Annotated in this window: 23 protein-coding genes; 20 read left to right on the plus strand and 3 right to left on the minus strand. The window is 66.4% G+C overall.

Annotated features, from left to right (window positions below; genetic code table 11):
- Window position 1: 1 nt before the first annotated feature.
- From ACQ5SA_RS01955 to ACQ5SA_RS01990, 8 genes are all read left to right on the plus strand, one after another.
- The gene (locus tag ACQ5SA_RS01955) at window positions 2-544 is read left to right on the plus strand and encodes a DUF2878 domain-containing protein (RefSeq protein ID WP_499312316.1); all 543 of its coding nucleotides are present in this window, start codon (window positions 2-4) and stop codon (window positions 542-544) included.
- Window positions 544-1,329, plus strand: coding sequence for a DUF1295 domain-containing protein (locus ACQ5SA_RS01960; RefSeq protein ID WP_499312318.1), 786 nt, complete (start codon window positions 544-546; stop codon window positions 1,327-1,329). Before ACQ5SA_RS01955 ends, ACQ5SA_RS01960 begins: the two co-directional genes overlap by 1 nt.
- Window positions 1,326-2,402 carry an SAM-dependent methyltransferase gene (locus ACQ5SA_RS01965; RefSeq protein ID WP_499312320.1) on the plus strand — a complete coding sequence of 359 codons (1,077 nt, stop codon included), beginning with the start codon at window positions 1,326-1,328 and terminating at the stop codon, window positions 2,400-2,402. The genes ACQ5SA_RS01960 and ACQ5SA_RS01965 overlap by 4 nt, the downstream gene beginning before the upstream one ends.
- A 14-nt stretch (window positions 2,403-2,416) precedes the next feature.
- On the plus strand, window positions 2,417-2,950 hold the full coding sequence (locus ACQ5SA_RS01970; RefSeq protein WP_499312322.1) for a lipocalin family protein: 534 nt from the start codon (window positions 2,417-2,419) through the stop codon (window positions 2,948-2,950).
- A 170-nt stretch (window positions 2,951-3,120) separates the two neighbouring features.
- Entirely contained in the window at window positions 3,121-4,269 is a 1,149-nt protein-coding gene (locus ACQ5SA_RS01975; RefSeq protein WP_229978891.1) for an SPFH domain-containing protein, read from the plus strand.
- A 24-nt stretch (window positions 4,270-4,293) separates the two neighbouring features.
- Entirely contained in the window at window positions 4,294-5,643 is a 1,350-nt protein-coding gene (locus tag ACQ5SA_RS01980; protein ID WP_353098808.1) for a TFIIB-type zinc ribbon-containing protein, read from the plus strand.
- Window positions 5,640-5,900: a hypothetical protein gene (locus tag ACQ5SA_RS01985; protein WP_089235750.1), complete on the plus strand. Its 261-nt coding sequence runs from the start codon at window positions 5,640-5,642 to the stop codon at window positions 5,898-5,900. Before ACQ5SA_RS01980 ends, ACQ5SA_RS01985 begins: the two co-directional genes overlap by 4 nt.
- 219 nt (window positions 5,901-6,119) lie before the next feature.
- A complete protein-coding gene (locus ACQ5SA_RS01990; RefSeq protein ID WP_499312325.1) occupies window positions 6,120-7,778 on the plus strand; it encodes a tyrosinase family protein in 1,659 nt (552 codons plus the stop codon).
- 73 nt (window positions 7,779-7,851) lie between these two features.
- Here the strand turns inward: ACQ5SA_RS01990 and ACQ5SA_RS01995 are convergent, their stop codons facing one another.
- Entirely contained in the window at window positions 7,852-8,463 is a 612-nt protein-coding gene (locus ACQ5SA_RS01995) for a TetR/AcrR family transcriptional regulator (RefSeq protein ID WP_499312327.1), read from the minus strand.
- A gap of 156 nt (window positions 8,464-8,619) precedes the next feature.
- On the opposite strand from ACQ5SA_RS01995, the gene ACQ5SA_RS02000 reads away from it, so the two are divergent.
- The 8 genes from ACQ5SA_RS02000 to ACQ5SA_RS02035 all read left to right on the plus strand — a co-directional run bounded on the left by ACQ5SA_RS02000 (window position 8,620) and on the right by ACQ5SA_RS02035 (window position 17,674).
- Entirely contained in the window at window positions 8,620-9,468 is an 849-nt protein-coding gene (locus ACQ5SA_RS02000) for a siderophore-interacting protein (protein WP_499312328.1), read from the plus strand.
- A 205-nt stretch (window positions 9,469-9,673) separates the two neighbouring features.
- Window positions 9,674-11,851 carry a TonB-dependent receptor gene (locus ACQ5SA_RS02005; RefSeq protein ID WP_499312330.1) on the plus strand — a complete coding sequence of 726 codons (2,178 nt, stop codon included), beginning with the start codon at window positions 9,674-9,676 and terminating at the stop codon, window positions 11,849-11,851.
- On the plus strand, window positions 11,852-12,205 hold the full coding sequence (locus ACQ5SA_RS02010) for a DUF3649 domain-containing protein (RefSeq protein WP_499312332.1): 354 nt from the start codon (window positions 11,852-11,854) through the stop codon (window positions 12,203-12,205).
- A complete protein-coding gene (locus ACQ5SA_RS02015) occupies window positions 12,202-13,824 on the plus strand; it encodes a PepSY-associated TM helix domain-containing protein (RefSeq protein WP_499312334.1) in 1,623 nt (540 codons plus the stop codon). Before ACQ5SA_RS02010 ends, ACQ5SA_RS02015 begins: the two co-directional genes overlap by 4 nt.
- Window positions 13,824-14,102: a DUF3325 domain-containing protein gene (locus tag ACQ5SA_RS02020; protein WP_447934897.1), complete on the plus strand. Its 279-nt coding sequence runs from the start codon at window positions 13,824-13,826 to the stop codon at window positions 14,100-14,102. Before ACQ5SA_RS02015 ends, ACQ5SA_RS02020 begins: the two co-directional genes overlap by 1 nt.
- Before the next feature lie 77 nt (window positions 14,103-14,179).
- Complete coding sequence (locus ACQ5SA_RS02025; RefSeq protein ID WP_499312337.1) at window positions 14,180-15,139, plus strand: cation diffusion facilitator family transporter; 960 nt, start codon at window positions 14,180-14,182, stop codon at window positions 15,137-15,139.
- Window positions 15,140-15,185: 46 nt separating this feature from the next.
- On the plus strand, window positions 15,186-15,848 hold the full coding sequence (locus tag ACQ5SA_RS02030) for a DNA-3-methyladenine glycosylase (protein WP_499313275.1): 663 nt from the start codon (window positions 15,186-15,188) through the stop codon (window positions 15,846-15,848).
- A gap of 119 nt (window positions 15,849-15,967) precedes the next feature.
- Window positions 15,968-17,674, plus strand: a complete 1,707-nt coding sequence (locus ACQ5SA_RS02035; RefSeq protein ID WP_499312339.1) for a sensor domain-containing diguanylate cyclase — start codon at window positions 15,968-15,970, stop codon at window positions 17,672-17,674.
- 33 nt (window positions 17,675-17,707) lie between these two features.
- Here ACQ5SA_RS02035 and ACQ5SA_RS02040 read toward each other — a convergent pair whose 3' ends face one another.
- Both ACQ5SA_RS02040 and ACQ5SA_RS02045 read right to left on the minus strand, forming a co-directional pair.
- Entirely contained in the window at window positions 17,708-18,802 is a 1,095-nt protein-coding gene (locus ACQ5SA_RS02040) for a DNA glycosylase AlkZ-like family protein (protein WP_499312341.1), read from the minus strand.
- Window positions 18,803-18,902: 100 nt separating this feature from the next.
- Window positions 18,903-19,574 carry a TraX family protein gene (locus ACQ5SA_RS02045; protein ID WP_499312343.1) on the minus strand — a complete coding sequence of 224 codons (672 nt, stop codon included), beginning with the start codon at window positions 19,572-19,574 and terminating at the stop codon, window positions 18,903-18,905.
- 148 nt (window positions 19,575-19,722) lie between these two features.
- Between ACQ5SA_RS02045 and pip the strand changes: the two genes are divergently transcribed.
- From pip to ACQ5SA_RS02065, 4 genes are all read left to right on the plus strand, one after another.
- Complete coding sequence (gene pip, locus ACQ5SA_RS02050) at window positions 19,723-20,670, plus strand: prolyl aminopeptidase (protein ID WP_499312345.1); 948 nt, start codon at window positions 19,723-19,725, stop codon at window positions 20,668-20,670.
- Between the two features lie 265 nt (window positions 20,671-20,935).
- A complete protein-coding gene (locus tag ACQ5SA_RS02055; RefSeq protein ID WP_025874438.1) occupies window positions 20,936-21,235 on the plus strand; it encodes a hypothetical protein in 300 nt (99 codons plus the stop codon).
- Between the two features lie 62 nt (window positions 21,236-21,297).
- On the plus strand, window positions 21,298-24,057 hold the full coding sequence (gene mgtA / locus ACQ5SA_RS02060) for a magnesium-translocating P-type ATPase (RefSeq protein WP_499312346.1): 2,760 nt from the start codon (window positions 21,298-21,300) through the stop codon (window positions 24,055-24,057).
- A 26-nt stretch (window positions 24,058-24,083) separates the two neighbouring features.
- Window positions 24,084-24,821 (plus strand): MgtC/SapB family protein, encoded by a 738-nt coding sequence (locus ACQ5SA_RS02065; RefSeq protein ID WP_442243637.1) that lies wholly within the window; start codon window positions 24,084-24,086, stop codon window positions 24,819-24,821.
- The last annotated feature ends 81 nt before the right edge of the window (window positions 24,822-24,902 follow it).

The raw sequence follows: 24,902 nt of genomic DNA on the forward strand, positions 1-24,902 counted from the left end.
CATGCGCCGCACCTGGCTCAACGTAATCGGCAACCAGATGGTGTGGCTGTGCGCCGTTGCCGGCGCAGGCCGAGGCTGGCAATGGCCTGCCCTGCTGTCAGCCACCGTGTATATCGGCAGTCAGCTGCTCACCTCGTCGCAGCCCCGCCTGGACCTGCGTCTGCTTCTGCTCGCGCTGGCCTGTGCCTGGCTGGTGGATGGCTGCGCTGCCGCCAGTGGTGGCGTGCAGTACGCCGCTGCGCCGCTGGGTTGGGTGCCGCCTCCATGGATTTTCGCCCTGTGGGCTGCCTTTGCGATGACGCTGACTGCGTCGATGGCCTTCCTGCAGCGGCACTGGCTGCTGCCTGTGGCCCTCGGCCTGCTGGCGCCGCTGGCCTATCTGTCAGCGTCGCGCGGCTTCCAGGCAGTGCATTTCACCGCCCCGGCCTGGCAGGGCGTGGCAACACTGGCGCTGGGCTGGTGCGTGGCGTTGTCGCTGCTGTGCGCAGTGGCCCGCCGCGGAACGCCCGGCAACCCCGACACCCCATTGATCGGAGCAACCTGATGAACAGCGTGTGGTGGGTACTGCTGTACGCCGTGCTGATCATGGCCTGGGGCTGGGCGTGGCAGCGCAGGCACCAGAACATCGGCATCGTCGATGTGCTGTGGGCAAAGGGGGTGGCGGCAGGCGCCCTGCTGCTTGCATGGCTGGGCGATGGCGCGCTGCAGCCGCGCATTGCGCTGGCGGTGCTGGGTGGGCTGTGGGGAAGCCGCCTTGCGCTGCATCTGTGGCGCCGTGTGCGCAGCGAAGCAGAGGACGGCCGCTACCGCTATCTGCGTGAGCACTGGCACGGCCACCAGGGAAAGATCTTCGGCTTCTTCATGGCGCAGGCAGCGCTGGTGGTGCTGTTTGCGCTGCCGTTCGTGGCCGTGGCCAGCAACCCGCGCAGCGACATGCCTGGCTGGATCGCAGCGGCGGTCGCCGTGTGGCTGCTGAGTGTGGGTGGCGAAGCGCTGGCTGACCGCCAGCTGGCACGCTTCCGTGCCGACCCGGCCAACAAGGGCCGTACCTGCCGCCAAGGGCTGTGGCGGTATACGCGCCACCCCAACTACTTCTTCGAGTGGCTGCACTGGTTCACCTATGTACTGCTGGCAGTGGGGTCGCCGCTGTGGTGGCTGGCCTGGACCGGGCCGGTGCTGATGTACGTATTCCTGCGCTACCTCAGTGGCGTTCCCTTTACCGAGAAGCAGGCGCTGCGCAGTCGAGGTGATGACTACCGCGACTACCAGCGCAGCACTCCGATGTTCTTTCCCTGGTTTCCGCGCACCCCCAAGGAGCATTCCCGATGAGCGCCACCCCTTCCCCTGCTTCGGTTGCCGATACGGAAGCCGGCCTCACCGGCTGGGCCGAGCGTGGCTGGCTGCCCGATGCGGCGCTCCGCGCGGGCATCCGTCGCCTCTGCGCACAACGTCTGGCCGAAGAGTCGGCCGGCACCATGGAGGAGCAGTCGCAGCGCTTCAGCCGCCGTATCGCCGAACTGGCCAGCAGCCCGCTGGCCCTGCACGTGGATGCAGCCAACCGCCAGCACTATGAGGTTCCCGCCGCCTTCTTCCAGGGCTGCCTCGGGCATCGCCTGAAGTACAGCAGCTGCTATTACCGTACCGGAAGCGAGACGCTGGACCAGGCCGAGGACGCGATGCTGGAGTTGTACGGGCAGCGCGCCGGGCTGGCCGACGGCCAGCACATCCTGGAACTGGGGTGCGGCTGGGGCTCGCTGACGCTGTGGATGGCCGAGCGCTACCCGAGCGCGCGCATCACCGCCGTGTCCAACTCGCATAGCCAGCGCGACCATATCCTGGCGCAGTGCGAGGCGCGCGGGTTCGGCAACGTCGAGGTGCTGACCCGCGACGTCAACCAGCTGGACCTGCCTGCTGCTGCATTCGACCGCTGCGTGTCGGTGGAGATGTTCGAGCATGTGCGCAATTACGACCGCCTGCTGGGCCGCATCGCCCGCTGGTTGAAGCCGGACGGCGCACTGTTCGTGCACATCTTCGCGCATCGCACACTGATGTATCCGTTCGAGACCGAGGGCGACGACAACTGGATGGGCCGCCACTTCTTCACCGGCGGCCTGATGCCGGCCGCAGACACGCTGCTGCACTTCCAACGTGATCTGGTGCTGGACCAGCGCTGGCTGCTGGATGGCACCCACTACCAGCGCACCGCCAACCATTGGCTGGCCAACCAGGATGCCGCCCGCGAACAGCTGCTGCCGATCCTGACGCAGACCTATGGCGACGAGACCGCCGCACGCATCTGGTGGCAACGCTGGCGCATGTTCTGGATGGCCTGCGCCGAGTTGTTCGGCTACGACGACGGCCAGCAATGGCTGGTCGCCCATTACCTGTTCCGCCCGCGCTGAAGGAGACTGCCACCATGCGTATCGCCCCACTGTTCACGCTGCTGGCCGTGGCCCTGTTCGGCGCAGGCTGCAGCAGCCACGACACCCGCCCCATCCCGCTGCCACCGAAGGTGGACGTGCCCCGTTTCATGGGCGACTGGTATGTCATTGCCCATATTCCTTCGTGGCCCGAACGCGAGGCCTTCGACGCCGTGGAGAGCTACGCGCTGCAGGCCGATGGGCGCATCAAGACCACCTTCACCTATCGCAAGGGCAGCTTCCAGTCGCCACAGAAGTCGATGCACCCGGTAGGTCGGGTGGAGAAACATGGCAATGGTGCGGTCTGGGGCATGCAGTTCATCTGGCCCATCCAGGCCGAGTACCTCATTGCCTGGCTGGACGAGGGCTACACCCAGACCATCGTGGCCCGCAGCAAGCGCGACTACGTGTGGTACATGGCGCGTACGCCGCAGGTGAGCGAGGCCGAGTATCAGCAGGCGGTCGCCCGCATCAAGGCAATGGGGTACGACACCGAGAAGCTGCGCCGGGTGCCGCAATCGGTGCGGTGAAACGCTCTACAGCTGCTGCGGGCTGCGGCGGGGCCTCCAGGCGCAGCATGCCTGCAACGGCGAGATGAATGGGGGCTCGCCCGGCCGCTAGCCGGGCGTAGCCTGCCTCCTCTATAGTCAGCCGAGCACGACAGGCGTGGTGCCTGTCCGGCAACTACAGGGAGTGGGTCATGGGTCTGGTACAAGCGGTGAAGGGTGCAGTCGGCGGCGTGCTGGCTGACCAATGGAAAGACTTCTACACCGTGCCGACCGGCCTGCCGTCCACGGCAGCCCTGTTTGCAGCGGTGCCGCAGGGCACCAATGCCGGGCGCGGCTCGAACACCAGCGGCTCCTCCAACATCATCAGCAACGGCTCGAAGATCGTGGTGCCGGAAGGCTATGGCCTGCTGCTGTTCCAGGATGGCGCGATCACCGCCTTCGTCGCCGAGCCGGGTGGCTACGAGTGGCGCTCGGATGATCTGAACTCGCAGTCGATCTTTGCCGGCGACGGCCTGGTCAGCACCTTCATCAAGCAGAGCTGGGAGCGCTTCAAGTTCGGCGGCCAGCCGGGCTCGCAGCAGGCCGCCTTCTTCGTTTCGCTGAAGGAACTGCCGGACAACCGTTTCGGCACCCAGTCGGAAATCTACTGGGACGACGGCTTCCTCAACACCCAGGTAGGCGCGGTCACGCGTGGCTCGTACACGCTGAAGATCGTCGACCCGATCCTGTTCGTGAAGAACTTCGTTCCGGCCAGCTACCTGCAACCGGGCCAGGTGTTCGACTTCACCGATCTGGACAACGCCGCTGCCAGCCAGCTGTTCAATGAAGTGGTGGGTTCGCTGGCGCCGGCATTCAGCCTGTACACCAACGATCCGGGCAAGGGCAACCGCATCACCAAGCTGCAGCAGGATTCGCTGGGCTTTGCGCAGAGCCTGTCGGCCGCCGTCGAACAGGGCTACCAGTGGAAGTCCGATCGCGGCCTGGCCATCGTCAAGACCGCCATTGTCTCGATCGAGTACGACGCCAACACCCGTGAGCTGTTGAAAACCGTGCAGCGCGCCGATGCTCTGTCCGGCTCGCGCGGCAATTCCAACCTGCAGGCCAGCGTTGCCCAGGGCATCCAGTCCGCAGGCGAGAACGGCGGAGCTGCCGGCCTTGTCGGTGTGGGCATGGCGTCGGGCATGTTCGGCGCGGGTAACCTGCAGCAGCCAGCCACCCCGGCCGCTCCGGCTGCCGACGACCCGGTGGCCAAGCTGAAGAAGGCCAAGGAAATGCTGGATCTGGGCCTGATCACCCAGACCGACTATGACGCGCTGAAGGCCAAGGCGCTGGGGCTGTAAGAAGACGCAGGACGCGCAACTACCATGTCCGATCCCAGAAACACGCCTCCGCCGCTGCCCCGATCCGCTTCAGCACCGCCGCCCCTGCCGGCGGCGGTGCTGGACGGGCCGGGTTCGCCGCAGGACGTCCCTCCCCTGCCCGGCAGCTTCCCGCTCGATACGTCGAAGCTGCCTGAGGCCATCCGCAACGAGGTCGAGGCGCCCGACCCGGTCGCCATCGATACCTCCGCGGCCGAACTGAAAGACGGCCTCAACCGCTGCCCGAAGTGCGGCGCTACCGATATCCGGCCCAAGCTGGGCACCGATATCCTGGTCTGCCTGTACTGCCGTCACGAATGGCATGGCGCACGGGTGGAGGAGGAATTCGGGCTTGGTGAAGCCATCGACCAGCTGCGTGGCACCGTCATCGCATCGGGCGCACGCGATATCGATGCCGACACCTCGGCACTGATGACCTTCAAGTGCACCGGTTGCGGCGCCGAAGTCACGGTCAACACCGAAAGCACGATGACAGCGCGCTGCCACTGGTGCCGGCACGTGTTCGGCGTCAACGAACAGATCGCCAACGGCGCCGTGCCTGACGCCGTGCTGCCGTTCCACATCAAGAAGGAGGATGCAGTCGCGCGCATCCGCCAGTTCGTCGACAAGCGCCGGATGTTCGCGCTCAAGGCGTTCAAGGAGCAGTTCACCCCGGAAAATGTGGTGGGTGTGTACCTGCCCTACATGATCGTCGACGGCAATGTCAGTGCGGCCGTGGCCGGCAAGGGCGAGATCAAGACACGCGAATACACCCGTGGCAGCGAAAAGAACAAGCAGACCTACTACGACGCCGATATCTACCAGGTGGAACGCCAGGTCGATTTCACCGTGGACGACCTGCCACTGGAATCGTCGGCCGAGCGCGGCAACCTCGACACGCGCGCCAACACCAACAACATCATCAACACCATCCTGCCGTTCGACACCAAGAACGCAGTGAAATGGAACGCCTCCTACCTGGCGGGCTTCACTTCGGAAAAGCGCAACCTGGATGTCGAAAAGCTGCGGCCGCGGCTGGAAGACCAGCTGCTGTCGATCGCCCGCGCGCAGGTGGAAGGCACGGTGCGCCGCTATGACCGTGGCGTTCGCTGGGAACAGGAGCAGCTGGAGGTGCACGGCACCCGCTGGGTGGCCATGTACCTGCCGGTGTGGCTGTACTCGTACCACCAGCCCGGCAAGAACGGCGGCATGCTGCACTACATCGCGGTGAACGGCCGGACCGGTGAAACCATGGGCAGCGTGCCCGTGCAGCAGTGGAAGATGCTGCTGGCGGCGCTGACCGCCGGCACCATCATCGAAGCCCTCGCAATTGCCTTCCTGGTGGCCAGCACATGAGTGATGACAGTGGTCTTTGGTTGTTGGCTGCAGGCCCGGCCGGCGCAACCGCGCTGTACTGGGCGCTGTACCGGTTCTACCGGAACACCGACAAATCGCATTCGTTCGAACACGAAACCGCTGTCGAGGCGCAGCCGGTGACCGGCTCGGATCGTCGCGTGGACAGCATCAGCGGGACGCAGGAAAAGCGGATCCGCGGTGACAACGTGTATGAGTATCGAAAGCGTGTGGCGCGGGTGAAGACCGGCCCGGAATAGTCGAACCGGCCGGCCAAGGCCGGCCATGACTGTGGCGTACTGCCCAGATCCGGGCGCAATGCCGTGCCTATACTGCTGCCGCCTGGTCCGGCGGCGCCTTCGCGCCCGTCGATCCGGGCGGCGGGGCTGGATGTCTCCGTCCGGCCCGTGGCAGCAGCCGCGGGCCCTTGCAGTGATTCGTAACCCGACGCGGTTGAACCAATCACCAGGGAGGACGCTATGCGTTATACACGCCGTGATTTCCTAGCAACCACTGCCACCGCCTCATTGGCATCGCTGTTCGCGCCCAGTGCCTTGGCCAGTGCCCAGAGCGCGACCGACGGTACCGCAGTGGCGCGCTTCCACCGCTACAACGTCACCAGCCCTGAAGGCCAGCGCATGCTGGCCAGTTATGCGCGCGGCATCCAGGCAATGCTGGCGCTGCCGGCTGACGACCCGCGCAACTGGTTCCGCAATGCGTTCGTGCACCTGATGGATTGCCCTCACGGCAACTGGTGGTTCTATGTCTGGCACCGCGGCTACGTAGGCTACTTCGAACAGACCATCCGCGAGCTCAGCGGCGATCGCCAGTTCGCCATGCCGTACTGGGACTGGACTGAACTTCCGCAGATTCCGGTTGTGATGTTCGACGGTCTGTTGACCCCGACCGACAAGGCCTATACACCCTACACCCGCAACCTGGCGGTGTTCACCCAGTTCATGAAGCCTGCGTTGCAGCGCCACTGGAACACCCTGGACAGTGGGCAGCGGCAGCAGCTGTCGCTGCGAGGCTACAACAGCGCCGAAGACGTCTGGAACGATGTCACCGGCTACAACGCCAAGGAACAGACCGGCATTTCCGGCAATGCGGCGTACGCGGTTACCTGTGGCGCCCGTTATCTCTGGCGCGAGCACCCGGGCTTCGACCCGAAGACGGCCTCCGCCGTGTCCGCCGACACCATCCGTGCCGGCCTGTCACCGGTGGAGTTCAACAACCCTGACATCAGCCGCAGCTTCACCAGCTCGCGCACCACCTCGCACGTGCTGCAGCCCGATGGGGCCACCAAGTTCTCGGTGCTGGAAGGCTTCCCGCACAACAAGGTGCACAACTGCATTGGCGGTGTCGGCGCCGTCGATCCCGGCCCCTACGGCAACATGACCAACTTCCTGTCGCCTCTGGATCCGATCTTCTACCTGCACCACGCCAACATGGATCGCCTGTGGGATGTGTGGACACGCAGGCAGCAGGCCTTCGGCCGCCCGATCATGCCGACCGACGCTGCCGAACGCCGGCAGTTCATGGACGAACCGTTCCGCTTCTTCGTCAATGGCCAGGGCCGCTACGTCGGCACGCGCCCGGCCGCGGAATTCTTCTCCACCACCGCGTTCGACTATGACTACGTCTATGGCCGCGGTGTCCGTGCCGCAGAGCAGGCCGCAACGGCTCCGAACGCCGCGAAGGCCGCGCGGCTGGTGCGCGGCAAGCGGACCGACGGCGCCGTGCGTGTAGCCGTGCCCAACGAAGCGGTTCGTGCGCATCTGGCGGCCACCGGCCCGCGCATGCTGATTGCGGAGGTGACCCTCGAGCGTCCCCATGGACTGCACAACACGCGCGAGTTCGACGTGCTGATCAATGCACCGGCCGACGTCACCTCGGTCAGCGCGGACAGTCCGTACTACGCCGGCACGGTCTCATTCTTCGGGCCGAGCATGGCGGCCATGGGCCACGATCATCCAACGACGTTCGCCGTACCACTGCCGCAGACGCTGGGGGCGCTGCGCGCGGATGCTGCCGGCGGCGGTTCGACGACGCTGGAGATCCGCCTGGTCGCCTCGTCGGGCCAGGCACCGCAATCGTTCCCGGTGCTCGACGCTGCGATCCTGGTGTCCCCGAACTAGCGGGCACCCCGCCGGGTGGCGTCGCCACGGGGCGGCGCTCCCCGCGCCCGCACCTGCAATCGACGCAGCGAACCTACCCCGCTTCCTGGCCCCGGCACATCGCCAACGCGCCACGTATCAGCGCCTGCATGCCACGATCGAACTCGGCCTCGGCTTGCTCCGGGTCGTAGGCGCGGCGTGAGGTGTCCACCGTCTCGTGCCGTGCATACACCGTGTCAGCCAACGCCACGCAGTGGTACGCCACGGTGGACAGCAGCCAGGCGGCCTGTTCCAGCGGCAGGTCGTGGGCACGCGCAAATGCGGCGTGGTGCTGGCGGATGCGTTCGACCATCTCCGGTGTCTTTGCACCATGGCTGACCAGGAACGGCGCCAGGCCCGGGTTATGTTCGACCAGCATGCGCAGCGATCGATGGAAGGTGAACAGATCACCCTCGATCGTCGCGCCCTTGCCCGTGGCCAACGGCGGCGCCTGCCAGCGCTCGAAGATGGCCTCGGCCACCTGCTCGCGCAGCGCCGCCAGGTTGGCGACATGCTTGTACAGCGCGATATGGCTGACGCCCAGCAACGCGGCCACGCCGACGAAGCTGAGCTTCGGCAGTGTCATCTCGATGCCGGCGTCGGCAATCCGCTCACGGGTGATGCTGGGCGGTCGTCCGCGCGTCGAGCTCTTCTTCGGTGCAGCCATGGAACTCCGGTGCGCGGCATCTGGATGGATTACACGCCATGGTGGTCAGCGCCGGCGGATTGGTCAATGCGCCGGCAACCGCATTGTTGCGGCAGCGTGAAATTAGTTTACTATGATGTAACTAATTCGCATTCGCGCAGTTCCAGGCCCTATCCGATGTCCGACACCTCCATTGCCGAAGATCCGCGCGGCCCTCTCCGCGGCGCGGACCACGATCGCGGCCTGCAGTCGTTGCGGGTCGGCGTCGTCGATGTAGCGCGACCGGCCGGCAGTCTGCTGCGGGTGACCGCGCAGCTGCCTGCGCAGGCCGATCTGGCACCCTGGCTTCGCGCGAACACGGCGGTGCGGATCGCGCTGGGTGCCACGTTCGGCAATGTCTCGCGCATCTATACCGTGCGCAGCGTCGACCCTGCCGCAGGTCGCTTCGTGTTCGATGTGGTGCTGCACGCATCTCCGGGGCCGATGCTGGCCTGGGTCGCTGCGTTGCAGCCAGGCGATACATTCACCCTGACCGGCCCGCGCCCGCATCTGCAGGTGCCACACAGGCAAGGCGCCAGTGCGCTGCTGTTCGCCGACCAGAGCGCCATTCCCGCCCTGTACGCGCTGCTGCAGCAATGGCCTGAGGGCCTGCGCGCCGAGGCCTGGATTGCATCGGATGAACCGCTGCCGGTGGCCGAACTGCCTACGGTTGCCGGCGTGGTCCTGCACCGTATCGAGGCACCCTCCACAGCTGCACCGACGCCGCTGCTGCGCACCGCGCGCGCCCGCAGCACCAGCGCGGCAAGCGTGGTGTGGGCGGCCGGCGAGCGTGAAGAAATGCGTGAGCTGCGCCGCCATTTCCTGCATGACATCGGCCTGGATCGAGCGGATGTCGCAGTTGCCGGCTACTGGAAACGCGGCGAGACCACCAGCGAGACCGACCAGCGTCGCCGCCGCAACTACGAGCGCGTACTCGCACGTGGCGGTGGCCTGCAGGATGTCGACGACCTCGCCGACGACATCTGATCCGCCCCTCATCCACCCGCTCCATCCTCCGCGCCCCGAAGCACGGAGATCGTTCCACCGAGCCACAGATCGCCGATGTCCCCTGCCCGTCGCAGGGTGTTGCGTGCCCTCTGCCAGCCATCCCTGCAGCCCGCGTCGTCCTGCCCCCAGGTCATCGACGGCGCCGCGCTGGCCGAACGCACCGCTTCCCACGACGAGTACCCCCATGATCTGCCTGACATCCATCCCCACCCTTCCTCGCCTGCGCTTGCTGGCTGGCACCGCACGGCTGGCACTGCTGCCATCGCTGCTGGCAGCACCGCTGGTACACGCGGCCGAGCCCGATCAGGGGGCCACGCAGTTGCCGTCGGTGAACGTCCGTGCCGACAAGCGCTCACCGACGTCCCCGTACGCCGGAGGCCAGCTCGCACGCGGCAGCCGCGTCGGCCTGCTCGGCGCCCGCGATTTCATGGATACGCCGTTCAACACCACCAGCTACACGGCCGAGTTCATCGACAACATCCAGGCACCGGACCTGGTGCGGGTGATCGCGCTGACCGATCCCAGTGTCTACAGCAGCGGCTCGAGCGGCGGCATCACCGACTACTTCAACATCCGCGGCTTCGGCGTGGCCTCGTCGGACATCGGATTTGGCGGCCTGTACGGACTGATTCCCTACTACCGCGTAACACCGGAGCTGGCCGAGCGCGTCGAAGTGCTGAAAGGACCGTCGGCGCTGCTCAACGGCATGCCGCCCGGTGGCTCGGTGGGCGGCGCGGTGAACCTGGTGCCCAAACGGGCCGACGAGACGCCCTTGACCCGCTTCACCGCCAGCTACGGCAGCGATGCCCAGTTCGGCGGTCATCTTGATATCGGCCGCCGCTTCGGTGCCGGCAAGCAGTTCGGCGTGCGCCTCAATGCCGTGCACCGCGATGGCGACACCGCGACGCGCAACCAGCAGCACAGATCGCAGCTGGCATCGCTGGGGTTGGACTGGCGTGGCGAGCGCTCGCGGGTATCGATGGATCTGTTTGCCAGCCGTGACCATGTTGATGGCCTGAATCGTGGCGTGTCGCTGGCGGCGGGGCTGGCGGTGCCGCGCCCACCAAAGGCAGACACCCTGTTCGCGCCGGACTGGACCTTCAGCAACGTCAAGGACCAGGCAGCGGCGCTGCGCTGGGAGTTCGACATCAACGAGCAGCTGTCCGCCTACGCAGCCTACGGCCATGGCCACACCGACTTCGATTCCATCGCCAGTGGCACCACGCTGATCGTCAACAGCGCAGGTGACTTCCGCAACAACTTTGCCCATCAGCGTTTCATCTACAGCAAGGACACGGCCGAGGCCGGTCTGTCCGCACGCTTCCGCACCGGTCCGGTCGACCACGCGCTGGCGCTCAGCGCCGCGTGGTATCACCACGACTACAAGTTTGGCTTCCAGCGCAACCTGCTGCCGCGGGACTGGCTGACCAACATCCACGACCCGCACTGGGGCCCTGCGGTGGATCGCAGCTTCAGTGACGCCTCGCTGCCGAAAACCGGCGAAGTGCGCACCACCAGCGTCGGCATCGCCGACACGCTGTCTTTCGCCGGCGACCGGCTGCAGCTGACCGTGGGCATCCGCCGCCAGACCGTGCTGAGCGACACTCTGGATGGCGCAACCGGCAAGCGCACCGCGCGTTACGATGCCAGCGCCAACACGCCCGCAGGGGCGCTGCTGTTCAAGGCCAGCGAACGCCTGTCGCTGTATGCGAATTACATCGAAGGCCTGAGCCAGGGCACCACGGCACCGGTCACTGCCGCCAATGCCGGCGAAGTGTTCCCGCCCTACAAGACGCGGCAGCGCGAGATCGGTGCGAAGATGGATTTCGGCCAGTTGGCCAGCGCTTTCAGCGTGTATGAGATCGAGAAGCCCGGCTCCTATACCGACCCGGCCAGCAATGTGTTCTCGTTCGGTGGCCAGCAGCGCAACCGCGGCGTGGAATGGACCGTGTTCGGGCAGGTCAGTGACCAGCTGCGCCTGCTCGGCGGCATCGGCTGGCTGCAGCCGAAGCTGACCCGCACTCAGGGCGGCATCAACGAGGGGCGACTGGCCACGGCCACGCCGCAATGGCAGGGCAAGCTCGGCGCGGAATGGGACGTCCCCGCCCTGCCCGGCCTGACCCTCACCGGCAACGCCATCAGCATGTCCAAGGGCTACCTCAACGCCGACAACAGCCAGTGGGTACCAGGCCGCACGGTGTTCGACCTGGGCGCGCGCTACGCCACGCAGGCCGCTGGCCATCCGCTGGTGCTGCGGGCGAGCGTACAGAACCTGACCAACAAGTCGTACTGGGCCGGCAGCCTCGGTTCTGGACTGGGCTCGCCGCGCACTGCGCTGCTGTCGGCCACCGTTGATTTCTGATTGCCTGCCAACCCGCGCCAGGTCCTCGGGCCTGGCGCGCTGGAGTTCGTTTCCGTGAATGCTCGCTGGATTGTTCCGGTAGCCGCATGGCTGCCGCTGATGTCACGTATCGCTGCTGCACTGTTCGGCGGCTATGCCCTGGCTGCGCTGTGCAGCGTCGCGGCCCTCGCATTGCCGATTGATCCGCAACAGGCCGTGTTTACCGGCATGCTGTCCAGCTTTTTGCTGTATGCCGGCGCGGTGATCTGGGTATTCGCGGTGCGCTCGGCGGCACGGGCCTGGCTGGGGTTGGGGATCGCCGCCATGCTGTTGCTGCCGGCGGTCTACCGGGTTTCTGCCGGAGCAGGCCCATGAGGTCGTCCGCCGCCCGTGCGGCGATGCCGCGAGGCATCCGCCAGACCATGTCCGACCTGCACATCTGGGTGGGCCTGCTGGCAGGCTGGATTCTGTACGCGATGTTTCTCACCGGTACCGCCAGCTACTTCCGTGATGAGATCTCCCGCTACACGCGTCCGGAAATCAACACACCGCAGGCCCTGCCCGCTGCGGCAGACATTGCCACGCGTCTGACATCCCACGTTCTTGCCAACGCGCCTGCGGTCACCCAGATCAACATCACCCTGCCCAGCGAACGTACGCCGTGGGCGTCAGCGATGTGGGCCAGCCCGGGTGGGCGCGGTCGCCACGGGTTCGATTCGGGTCTGTTCGACGCCGCCACCGGCACGCCGTTGCAGTCACGCGATACCAGCGGCGGTGACTTCTTCTACGCCTTCCATTTCAACCTGCATTACATGCCAGCGATGTGGGGTCGGTGGATCGTCGGCGTGTGCGCGATGTTCATGCTGGTGGCCATCGTCAGTGGTGTCATCACCCACAAGAAAATCTTCGCCGACTTCTTCACCTTCCGCTGGGGCAAGGGCCAGCGCTCGTGGCTGGACGGCCATGCGGCCGTTTCGGTGCTGGGCCTGCCGTTCCACCTCATGATCACCTGGAGCGGGCTGGTGATGCTGGCGGTGTTGTACATGCCGTGGGGGCTGTCGACACTGGACGACAAACGGCAGCAGGCCGAAGTGGTCAGCGAAATGCGGCTGTTCCTGCCACCACATCCCGCCGCCGGAAGCGCTGCGCCATTGGCGGATATCGGCGCGATGGTGCGCCAGGCAGAGCATCGCTGGGGCACTGGCGGCGTGGGCGGCATACAGATCCAGAACCCCGGGGATGCACAGGCTCGGGTGGCGGTGGTGCGCGCACAGTCCACCCGCGTATCCACCACCCCGAACTACCTGCTGTTCGATGGCAGCCACGGTGAGCTCCTTCTGGCAAAGGAGTCCTCGGGCGCCGCTGCACAGACCCAGGGCGTTCTGTACGGCCTGCATCTGGGCCGGTTTGCCGATGCGGCCACCCGCTGGCTGTACTTCCTGGTCAGCCTAGCTGGCACGGCGATGGTCGGCAGCGGGCTGGTGCTGTGGACGGTCAAGCGACGCAGCCAGCTGCCCGATCCGCAACGCCCCTACTTCGGCTTCCGGCTGGTCGAATGCCTGAACATCGGCACGGTGGCTGGGCTGTCAGTGGCGATGGCGGCGTTCTTCTGGGCCAACCGCCTGCTGCCGGTCGCGGTGGCCGGTCGCGCGGCGTGGGAAGTCCATGTGTTCTTCCTGGCGTGGGCGGCAATGTTCGTCCATGCCCTCCTGCGCCCACCCAAACGTGCGTGGGTCGAGCAGTTCGCGCTGGCGGCCATCCTGCTTGCCTTGCTTCCCGCACTGACCGCGTTCAGCACCCCTCATCCGCTATGGCGGTCCTTGGGCGCTGGCGACTGGGCGTGGGCCGGCGCGGACCTGGCCCTGCTGGCGTTGGCGATGCTGCATGCGTACATCGGATGGCGCGCCTGGCGCTTCACGCCCAAGACCCGACGGCCGCGCGCATCGGCCGCGCCGCAAAGCGCATCCGTGCGTTCGGCAGCGGAGGTCGGGTGATGGTGCATGCACTGTTGTTCGTGCTTTCGCTGGCAGGGTTCGTCTGCCTGGCCCTGGCGATGGAGCGCCACCAGCGCGATCTGTGTGGCCATACGTTCGCGCGGCATCGCAGCCGTCACTGGCGCATTGCCGGCTGGGCATTGCTGCTGCTGGCACTGGCCACGGCAGTCCTCGCGCAGGGCGTTGGCTTCGGCCTCGCCAGCCTGTCCGGGCATACCAGCATCGCTGCGGGTGTCGTGGTGCTTGCGCTGATGCTGCGTGCCCGACAGCGTCCCTGACCCGCAGCGGCGGTCCTGCACACCACCGGGACAGCGGCAGCGCGATCATCGGCCATCGCTTCCACCGTCGCGCTGCCATGTCCCGTCCCACCGGCTCACGTCTGGTCATCTATGCTGCACTGGCAGGCAACCTCGCCATCGCCATTGCCAAGTTCATCGCCGCCGGCCTGTCCGGCAGCTCGGCCATGCTCAGCGAGGGCGTGCACTCGCTGGTCGATACCCTCAACGAAGTGTTGCTGCTGTACGGTCTGCGCCGTGCCGAGAAGGCCCCCGACACCCTGCACCCCTTCGGCTACGGCCGCGAGCTGTACTTCTGGAGCTTCATCGTCGCCCTGCTGGTATTTGCCGCAGGCGCCGGCGTCTCTGCCTACGAGGGCATTCAGCACATCCGCAGGCCGGAACCAGCCACCAATCACGCCATCAGCTACAGCGTGCTGGGCATCTCCATCCTGTTCGAAGGTGCTTCATGGTGGGTGGCGCTGCGCGAGTTCCGCCGCAGCAAGGGCTCGCTGGGATATTTCGAGGCGTTCCGTCGCAGCAAGGATCCGTCCACCTTTACCGTGCTGCTGGAAGACAGTGCCGCCCTGCTCGGCCTCGGCTTCGCCCTGGTCGGATTGCTGGCCGCGCAGTTGCTGGAGATGCCGGTGCTGGATGGGGTCGCCTCGCTGTGCATTGCCGGTGTGCTGGCGCTGACCGCGTTCCTGCTCGCGCGCGAGACCAAGGGCCTGCTGATCGGTGAGCCGGCCCACCCGGCGGTGGCGCAACGGATCATGGCCGTGGCCGTGACCGACCCGGATCTGCGCCGCGCCAACGGTGTGACCACCCTGCAGATGGGCCCGGAACAGGTGGTGGCGATGCTCAGTGCGGAATTCGAGGATGATCGCACCACGCCGCAGATCGAGGCCTGCATCACCCGCATCGAGTCTGCGGTGAAACAGGAGTTCCCGGAACTGGTGGCCTTGTTCATCAAACCGCAGACGCCGGAGGTGTTTGCCGCGCGCCGGGCCGCGCTCGATCGTCCGGCCACGGCGGACTGACGCCGCACTGGCGACAGCTTCACCGCTGACAGGCGATGATTCCAGCATGCCGAAGCAAATCGATCCAGATGCCACGTTCGCCGCGCTGCCCATTGACGGGGCCCGGCTCCCGCGCGCCTTCTATCAGCGGCCTTCAACAGTGGTCGCACCAGAGCTGTTGAACAAACTGCTGGTGCGCAACGATGGCCGCGTGGCACGCATTGTCGAGGTCGAGGCGTATGCCGGCAGCGACGATCCGGCGGCGCACTCCTGGCGCGGCATGACCGCGCGCAACGCCAGCATGTTCGGCGAAGCAGGCCATCTCTATGTCTACTTCACCTATGGCATGCACTGGGGCAGCAATGTCGTCTGCGGAGACGTCGGCGAGGGTGTTGCGGTTCTGCTGCGTGCCGCCGCGCCGGTCGCCGGGCAGGAACTGATGTATCCGCTGCGACCTGCCGCCCGCCGCGACCACGACCTGGCCAGTGGCCCCGGCAAGCTGTCGCAGGCGTTTGGCCTGGACCGGCACTTCGACGGCGCCGACCTGGTAACCGCCAGCCACGGCATCACGATACTGGACGACGGCATGTCGCCGCCGCAGGATCCGGTGGTGGGGCCGCGCATCGGCATCACCCGCGCCGTGGATTTTCCCTGGCGCTGGCATGTGCGCGACCATCGTCACGTTTCGGTACGCGCGCCCCGCGCGGCAACGCGAAGGAAACCTGCATGAAACCCATCACTGAAAAAGCATTGACACCAGCATCACTATTCCACGCAACGGCATAACGTGCCGCGCCCTAGCGTGATCGCTGTGACCTGCCCTTCCCTGCCGGAGACGCAGTGCCTGCCATGGATGAAGCTTCCAGACTCCTCGAGATCGACCGCCTCGGTGTTCTCGATACGCCGCCAGAGCCCGTGTTCGATGCCATCGTTGCCGCCGCGCTCGCCGCCACGGGCATGCCCATCGGGCTGATTTCCATCGTTGCCGCGCAACGGCAATGGTTCAAGTCCAGCATCGGGCTCGGAGACATCACCGAAACGCCCCGCTCGATTTCGTTCTGTTCGCATGCCATCGAGCAGGACGAGCTGCTGGAGATTGCAGATGCGCGGCAGGACCCGCGGTTCGCCAGCAGTCCACTGGTCACCGCAGGGCACCGGGTACGCCACTACGCCGGAATAGCACTGACCACCGCCCATGGCGCGCGCATCGGCACACTGTGCCTGCTCGACACGCTACCCGGCGTCTTGTCGCCTTCACAACGGGAACTGATGGTCCATCTTGGCCGGGTCACCACACAGGTGCTTGAACAGCGCAGTGCACTGCTGCAACAGATCGACCAGGCACAGGCACTGCATCGCGATCTGAAGCGCAGCGAGGACTTCCTGCAGCGCACCAACACCGCGGCCAAGGTCGGCGGCTGGGAACTGGACCTGGACACCAGTGAGGTGCGCTGGACGCGCGAGACCAAGCAGATCCACGGCGTGCGCTCCAGCTACCAGCCCACACTCGAATCGGCCTTGTCGTTCTACCGCCAGGACAGCCGCAGCATCATCCAGACTGCCGTGCAGCGTTGCATGGAGGATGGCACGCCCTGGGAGGTGCAGCTGCCGATGAGCACAGCCGATGGACGCAGCATCTGGACCCGCGTGGTGGGCAACCGGCAGCAGGTGGAGGGCCATCCGCGGCTGGTGGGCGCGATCCAGGACGTCACCGAAGAGCGCGCGGCGCTGGACGCCCTGGAAGCGAGTGAGGTGCGCTATCGGCGTCTGTTCCACTACAGCCTGGGGCTGATCTGCACGCATACGCTGGATGGCACGCTGACCTCGGTGAACCCAGCGGCGCTGCAGTCTCTGGGCTATGAGGAACGCCAGATCATCGGCCGCAGCCTGTGCGACTACATGCCGCCCGAGCGCCGCGATGTGTTCAATGCCTACCTGAAACGCATCGAAGCCAACCACACCGATGCCGGCGTCATCGAACTCATTGCCGCCGATGGAACGCTGCGCTACTGGGCCTACAACAACGTGCTCGACAGCGAGGGACAGCCGCCCTTCGTGCTTGGCCACGCCCAGGATGTCACCGCACTGCGCCTGCAGGAGCAGCGCCTGCGCGAACTATCTCTGAAGGATCCACTCACCCAGTGCCACAACCGCCGCTACCTGCACCGGCTCGACGAGATGACCGCCGGAACGTGGGCGTGCCTGGTATTCGACCTCGACGATTTCAAACGGATCAATGACGCGCAGGGTCACCGCCGCGGCGACGCGATCCTGGTCGAGTTTGCCGCCTTCCTGAAGGCGCCACTGAGCGCGGGAGAGACCGTGGTCCGCCTGGGCGGAGACGAGTTCCTGGTGGTGTTGACCGCATCGGCGTCCGAACGCCTTGCCCTGCTGGAGGGCTGGTACGACACCAATGCAGCACAGTCGCCGACGGCGTTCTCGATGGGCGCGGCGGTCAGCGCGCCGGGTGAGTCCGTAGCTGACACCATCCATCATGCGGACAGCCAGCTTTACGACGCGCGTGCACGGGTGCGCACGCAGCGGCGCGACGACTAGCAACAGCGCCCGCTGTCACCTCAAGGCAAGACTTCATCCGGTGAGGAATCGCGTCATCCGCTCCAGTTCGTCATCCAGCGCATTGCGGAACAGAACGTCCTTCATGGGTGAGGCACTGGCGAATCCGACATCCGGCTGCAGAGCGCCATCCCTGGCGGTGACATTGGCCCAGCCGACCACTTGGTCGCGCCACAACAGCGGCAGCGCGTAGTAGCCGAAGCGACGCTTGGCCGCCGGCGTATAGGCCTCGAACTTGTAGACCCAGCCCCAGAGCAGCTCGAACCGTCGCCGATCCCAGGCCACGGGATCGAACGGTGCCAGCAGCCGCACCTGTTCATCGGCCTGGTAGCGCCGCGAACGGGGGTTCTCCTCGGCCGGCCAGTACCAGCTTGTTCCGTCGATGATGCAGCCAGCCAGTCGCTCGCGCGCCAGCCGCAGTGCCTGCTGGATCTCAACGGACAGATGTGGAGCGCCATAGCCAAGCAGCCGCGCCAGATAGGTGAGGCTGGCCGAAGGCATCGGCGCGTACTTGCGCACCACCAGGTCGATCAGTGCGGTGGCGCGCTGCAGGCGTGCGGCCTTGCCGCCCTCGGCGAGTGCATGTGACGCAACGGCGTAGATGCGGGTACCACTGTCACGACGGGCGATGCGCAACATGCCGCGGTAGTGCATGCCGTCCAGCAGGTGGGTGCTGGCATTGCTGGTGCCGCCCCAGTAGTTGGTCACCCGGCCATGCGCGAACGCCTGATCGACCTCGCGTGGATGCACCGCACCCCGCTCCTGCACGAACGCCAGCACCTCGGCCGCCTTGCGTCGCGTGCCGGCGTCCCACGGCCTGCGGGACACCCGCGGATGCATCAACGCCAGGTGTTCGCGCGGCAGGAAACCGTAGTTGACCAGGAAGTCTTCCTCGATCGGCAGCCGGCTGTAGCGGCGCTCCAGGTCCCCGGCCTGATAGCCCTTCACCCGATGCCGCAGGGTCAGGTCCTGGGCACGCGCGGGCGCACGGATGGGGTCGGCCTGCACGAAGCCCAGGCGACGGATCGCGGTCAGCAGCGTGGTCGGCGTGAACAGCGTGCGGGCTACGGCGTAACGACACAGATCTTCGAGGGTTGGCGTGGTCGGCATGGGCCGATTGTAGAGGCGAGCGTGCCAGGCGTGCGTTGCGGCCTCGCATGACACCCGCGACGCGATCGGGGCAGCTCACCACTGCGATGAATGGCGGTACTCAGCGCAGCCACTGCGCATAGGCCGCCAGCACCGCCAGGTGCGCCACGTAGTACACGTAGAACGCCCATCGCGAGCGGGGCACCGCCCATGGCACCTTGGCCAATGCCAGCACCAGCGGTATGGCCAGCAACGCCCATCCGTTGCCATTGACCCAGCACAGCCCGCCGAATCCGAATGCCAGCAGCCAGTACGCCCGGTGCCGGAAGGCGATCCAGCCCAGCATCACGAATACGACGCCCGCCCATTGGTAATCCACGACGAACGGCAGCAGGCCTGCGGTAGCCAGCAGCAACAGCTGCCGATTGTTGCTCAGCGCATGCACCGCCACGGCGGACAAGCCGAAGGTCAACAGGATGTTCAGGGGCAACCAGTGGCCGAAGGCCAGCGCGTGCACCGGCTGCGCAACCAGGCCCCAAGCGAACAGGCGCCGGATCGACTTGCCCAGATCTGCCCCCGGCTGGGCAAGGTTGCAGGCCATCACCAGCGCGAACAGCGGGAAGGCGATGCGCCCCAGCTCGCTGACCACCGGCACATAGCCACCGAATATCACTTTGGCCACGTGGTCACCGGTCATCGACAGCAACGCGAGCCACTTCATCGACTCACGGGCGCCGCTGCTGAGGGCGCCGCCCGCCGTGGGGTATCGTGCAGCGACATCCTGCGCGCTCATGCCATTCATCCTCTGCTTCCTGCCGGGTCCATATCGCCAGGAATCGACGGCGCTACCCCTTGAACGCAGAGAGTACTTGAACATGAGACGGATGACGCTGGCCGATGCGCCCCGCTATCCTTGTACACCCCGCTTGTGAGGCATCGCCATGCGCACGCTGTACCCGCCGATCACCCCGTACCGCGAGCACACGCTGCCCGTCGATGCGCTGCACACCCTGCATGTCGAAGAGTGCGGCACACCTGAGGGCATTCCCGTGGTGTACCTGCACGGCGGCCCCGGCGCCGGCATCTCGCCCACGCATCGCCGCTTCTTCGACCCGGCGCGCTACCGCATCGTGCTGATCGATCAGCGCGGCAGCGGCCGCTCCACGCCGTTCGGCGAACTGCGCGACAACACCACGCAGGATCTGGTGGCCGACATCGAGAAGGTGCGCGAGCACCTGGGCATCGATCGCTGGCTGGTGTACGGCGGCTCGTGGGGCTCGACGTTGTCACTGGCCTACGCACAGGCGCATCCCGATCGCGCCACCGGGCTGATCGTGCGCGGCGTTTTCCTGGGCCGCGAGGAAGAGAACCGCTGGTTCGCCGAACTCAACGGCGGTGCGCGCTGGATCTTCCCGGAGCGCTGGGATCGCTACGAGGCCCACATCCCGGAGGACGAGCGCGGCAACATGCTCGAAGCCTACTGGAAGCGCCTGGATCACGCCGACGAAGCCATCCGCATCGCAGCGGCACAGGCCTGGCTGGGCTGGGAAGACAATGCCGCCACGCTGGTGCATGACGTCGACGCGGTGTCCGCTACCGATCCGCTTGATACGCTGGCCAAGGCGCGCATCGAGGCGCATTACTTCCGCCACAACACCTTCCTGGAACGCGGCCAGCTGCTGCGCGATATCGAGCGCATCCGCCACCTGCCGGGCGTCATCGTGCAGGGTCGCTACGACATCATCTGCCCACCACGCAGCGCCTGGGACCTGGCCAAAGCCTGGCCGGAAGCCACCCTGGAGATGGTCATCGCCGGCCATAGTGCCAACGAAGCGGCCACGACCGATGCGCTGGTGCGGGCCACCGACGCTTTCGCCGACCGCAGCTGAACAAAAGGGGCCAATGGCCCCTTTTTCTATACCAAGGTATAGCCGGGCTAACCCACGGGCCTCTAGGCCTGCTGAATACGAGCGCGGACAATAGCGCCACTGGCCAGCGACTGGCCGCCCCACGCGGAAACGCAGATGGATCCCGACCCTGCCGGGCGCGACGCGCGCCCTTGCCTGTCCCCTTGTTTACTGCTGGCGACTGACGGCCGGTTCCTGTCCGTGTAAGCGATGGGAGCCCCGGGCAGCGCCTGCCCGGAGGAATCCCATGTCCTACAAGATTCTCTACATCACCGTCCGCCGCCTGATCGGTGAGCGCGATGTTTCCGCCCTGCGCAGCCTGCTGCTGCAGCACGGCCCTGTCCTGTTCGCCCGTTCGCTGGCCCTCGGCTCGCCACGGGTGGTGGCCGATGCGCTGTCGCTGCTGCCGATCAGCGAGCGCATCAATGTGCTGCGCCACCTGCCCTACCCGCTGCGCGATGCGATGAAGCCGCTGTGCATCGGCGGCAGCCAACGGCTGCGCATGCAGCCCTGGTCGCCATCGGTGCTGGCCATGCGCCACGCCTGACTCCCCGCCCCTTCCGCTCCACGCGCCGGTTACGCCCGGCGCCGCTCCAAGAGGACCTTCCCATGAGCCTGCTCAACGCCTGGTTCAACGCCTTCCTGCGCAGCCGCCGCGCGGGCAACCTGTTCGGTCGCCGTGCGATGCCCGAAGCTGGTTACGGCCGTGGCAGCACGCAGGCCGCGCCCGCCACGCTCACCGCTGGACTGCTCGCGCTCGCACAGGGCAGTGAAGCCGATGCGCTGGCCACCCTGCAGTCGCACGTCGATGGTCTCAGCCCGCACGAAGCCGAAGAGCGCCTGCTGCGCTTTGGCCCGAACGAGGTCGACCACGAGAAGCCGCTGCCGTGGTGGCGCCATCTTTGGCAGTGCTATCGCAACCCGTTCAACCTGCTGCTGACGGTGCTGGCCGCCGTGTCTTGGCTGACCGACGATGCCAAGGCGACGGTGGTGATCGGCGCTATGGTGGTGCTGTCCACCTTGATCCGCTTCGTGCAGGAGGGTCGCTCCAACCGCGCTGCCGAACGGCTGAAGGCCCTGGTGGGCAATACCGCACGCGTGCTGCGCCGCGCTGCGGGCACCGAAGCGGCAGAAGTGGCCGACCAGTACTTCGGCGCACAACTGCACAGCCGGCGGCCGGCACGCCTGCTGGACCTGCCGATCCGCGACCTGGTGCCGGGTGACCATATCGTGCTGTCGGCCGGCGACATGATCCCGGCCGATTGCCGCGTGCTTGCGGCCAAGGATCTGTTTGTCGCGCAGGCCGCGATGACCGGCGAATCGTTGCCGGTGGAGAAGTTCGTGCAGGCGGGCAACGCCGAGGCTGGCCTGATGGAACAGGCCAACCTGTTGTTCATGGGCACCAATGTGGTGTCCGGCACGGCAACTGCGTTGGTGCTGGCGACCGGCAACAGCAGCTACTTCGGCACCCTCGCCCAGCGCAGCAGTGCCAGCGATCGTGCGCCGACAGCGTTCCAGGCTGGCGTCAACAGTGTCAGCTGGCTGCTGATCCGCTTTGCCCTGGTGATGGTGCCGTTCGTCCTGCTGGTCAATGGCTGGACGAAGGGCGACTGGACCGCAGCGTTCCTGTTCGCGCTGTCGGTGGCGGTCGGCCTGACCCCTGAAATGCTGCCGATGATCGTCACGTCCACGCTGGCCAAGGGCGCGGTGCTGTTGTCCCGGCGCAAGGTGATCGTCAAGCGCCTGGATGCGATCCAGAACTTCGGCGCGATGGAAGTGCTGTGCACCGACAAGACCGGCACCCTCACCCAGGACAAGATCGCGCTGGAGCGGCACACCGATGTGTTCGGGCAGGATTCGGAGGATGTGCTGACCTTCGCCTACCTCAACAGCCACTTCCAGACCGGCCTGATCAACCTGCTCGATCGAGCCGTGCTGGAACATGTGGAGCTGCAGAGCTCGCTGCGCCTGTCGCAGGACTACCGCAAGGTCGACGAGATCCCGTTCGACTTCGAGCGCCGCCGCATGTCGGTAGTGGTATCCGAGCGCGAGGACCATCACGAATTGATCTGCAAGGGCGCGGTGGAAGAAATGCTGGCGGTATGCAGCACCGTACGCGAGAACGGCCAGGACATGCCGCTGGACGAGCAGCGCCTGGCCCGCGTGCGGCAGACCACCGAGGAACTGAACGAACAGGGCCTGCGCGTGGTGGCCGTGGCGATGAAGGAGACTGCGGCCACCCAGAGCGTGTACTCGCAGGCCGACGAGCGCGATCTGACCCTGGTGGGCTATGTGGCCTTCCTCGATCCGCCGAAGGAGTCGGCAGCGCAGGCCCTGCAGGCGCTGGCCGCGCACGGCGTGGAAGTAAAGGTATTCACCGGCGACAACGAGCTGGTCACCGCCCGGGTCTGTGCCCAGGTCGGCCTGGACGCCGACACGATCGTCACCGGCCCGCAGATCGAGCGCATGGACGATGCGGCCGTGGCGCGTGCGCTGCAGGAACACCGCGTGTTCGCCCGCCTCACGCCGCTGCACAAGGAACGGCTGGTGCGCGAGCTGCGCGCCCAGGGCAAGGTGGTCGGTTTCCTCGGTGATGGCATCAACGATGCCCCGGCGCTGCGCGCGGCCGACATCGGCATCAGCGTGGACAGCGCGGTGGACATCGCCAAGGAGGCCGCCGACATCATCCTGCTGGAAAAGAACCTGATGGTGCTGGAGGAAGGCGTCATCCAGGGGCGGCGCACCTTCAGCAACATGTTGAAGTACATCCGCATGACCGCCAGCTCCAATTTCGGCAACGTGTTCTCGGTGCTGGTGGCCTCGGCGTTCCTGCCGTTCCTGCCGATGCTGCCGTTGCAGCTGCTGGTGCAGAACCTTCTGTATGACATCTCGCAGATCGCCATTCCCTTCGACAACGTGGATGAGGAGCTGGTACGCAAGCCGCTGAAGTGGAACCCGGCAGACATCGGTCGCTTCATGGTGTTCTTCGGGCCGATCAGCTCGATCTTCGACCTCAGCTGCTTCGCCTTGATGTGGTACGTGTTCGATGCACGCACCCCGGCCGACCAGGGCCTGTTCCAGTCCGGCTGGTTCGTGGTCGGCCTGCTGACCCAGACCCTGATCGTGCACATGATCCGCACGCCCAAGGTGCCGTTCCTGCAGAGCATCGCCGCGCCGCCGCTGCTGATGATGACCGGGGCGATCATGGCGATCGGCGTGATCCTGCCGATGAGCCCGTTGGCGGGCTACTTCAAGCTGCAGGCACTGCCGGCCGGCTACTGGCCGTTCCTGGTGGCGATCCTGTTCGGCTATGCGGTGCTGACTACCGCGCTGAAGAAGCTCTACATCCGCCGCTACGGCTGGCAGTAAACGCGCCTGGCGCAGGGAGAACCCTCATGGACCTCAACCCCCATCTGCCCGCGTTCAACGCGGGCGCCACCCTCAGCTCGCTGATCAGCCTGTCCGTCGCCTTCGTGCTGGGCGCGCTGATCGGCCTGGAGCGGCAGTTCCGCCAGCGCACCGCCGGCCTGCGCACCAATACGCTGGTGGCGGTGGGCGCCGCGGTGTTCGTCGACCTGGCCGTGCGCTTCCACGACATGTACGGCGGTCCGCCATCGCCGCTGCACGTGGTGGCCTATGTGATCTCCGGTGTCGGCTTCCTCGGTGCCGGCGCGATCATGAAGGATGGCGCCCAGGTATCGGGCCTGAACACCGCAGCCACCTTGTGGGGCTCGGCGGCGGTCGGCGCCTGTGCCGGCATCAAGCTGCTGCCCGAAGCGGTGCTGGCTGCGGTATTCGTGCTGGCCGCCAACACCCTGCTGCGGCCGGTGGTGAACCGTATCCAGCGGCAGCCGTTGCCGGAGGCGTTCAGCGAGGCAACCTACGCGATCAACGTGGTCTGCCAGCGTGAGCAGCAGGCCGAGGTGCTGGACCGGCTTCTGCTGTTGCTGGAACAGGCACAGTACCCGGTGCGCGCGGTCGACCAGCGCCCGTTCGGCGAGCGCGATGTCGAGATCGAAGCGGTGCTGTACGCCACCACGGTCGATGGCGGCGAGCTGGATGCCGTGCTGGCAACGCTGGCGGCCACGCCGGGTGTACTGCAGGGATTCTGGAACGCCAGCCTGGAGGAATGACGCCCGGTAGCGCCGGCCGCTGGCCGGCAACCTCATGAACTGCGGGAACATCCTGCGGATGCCGGCCAGCGGCCGGCACTA

This window comes from Stenotrophomonas indicatrix (genome assembly GCF_050573115.1).
Classification (GTDB): domain Bacteria; phylum Pseudomonadota; class Gammaproteobacteria; order Xanthomonadales; family Xanthomonadaceae; genus Stenotrophomonas; species Stenotrophomonas lactitubi_A.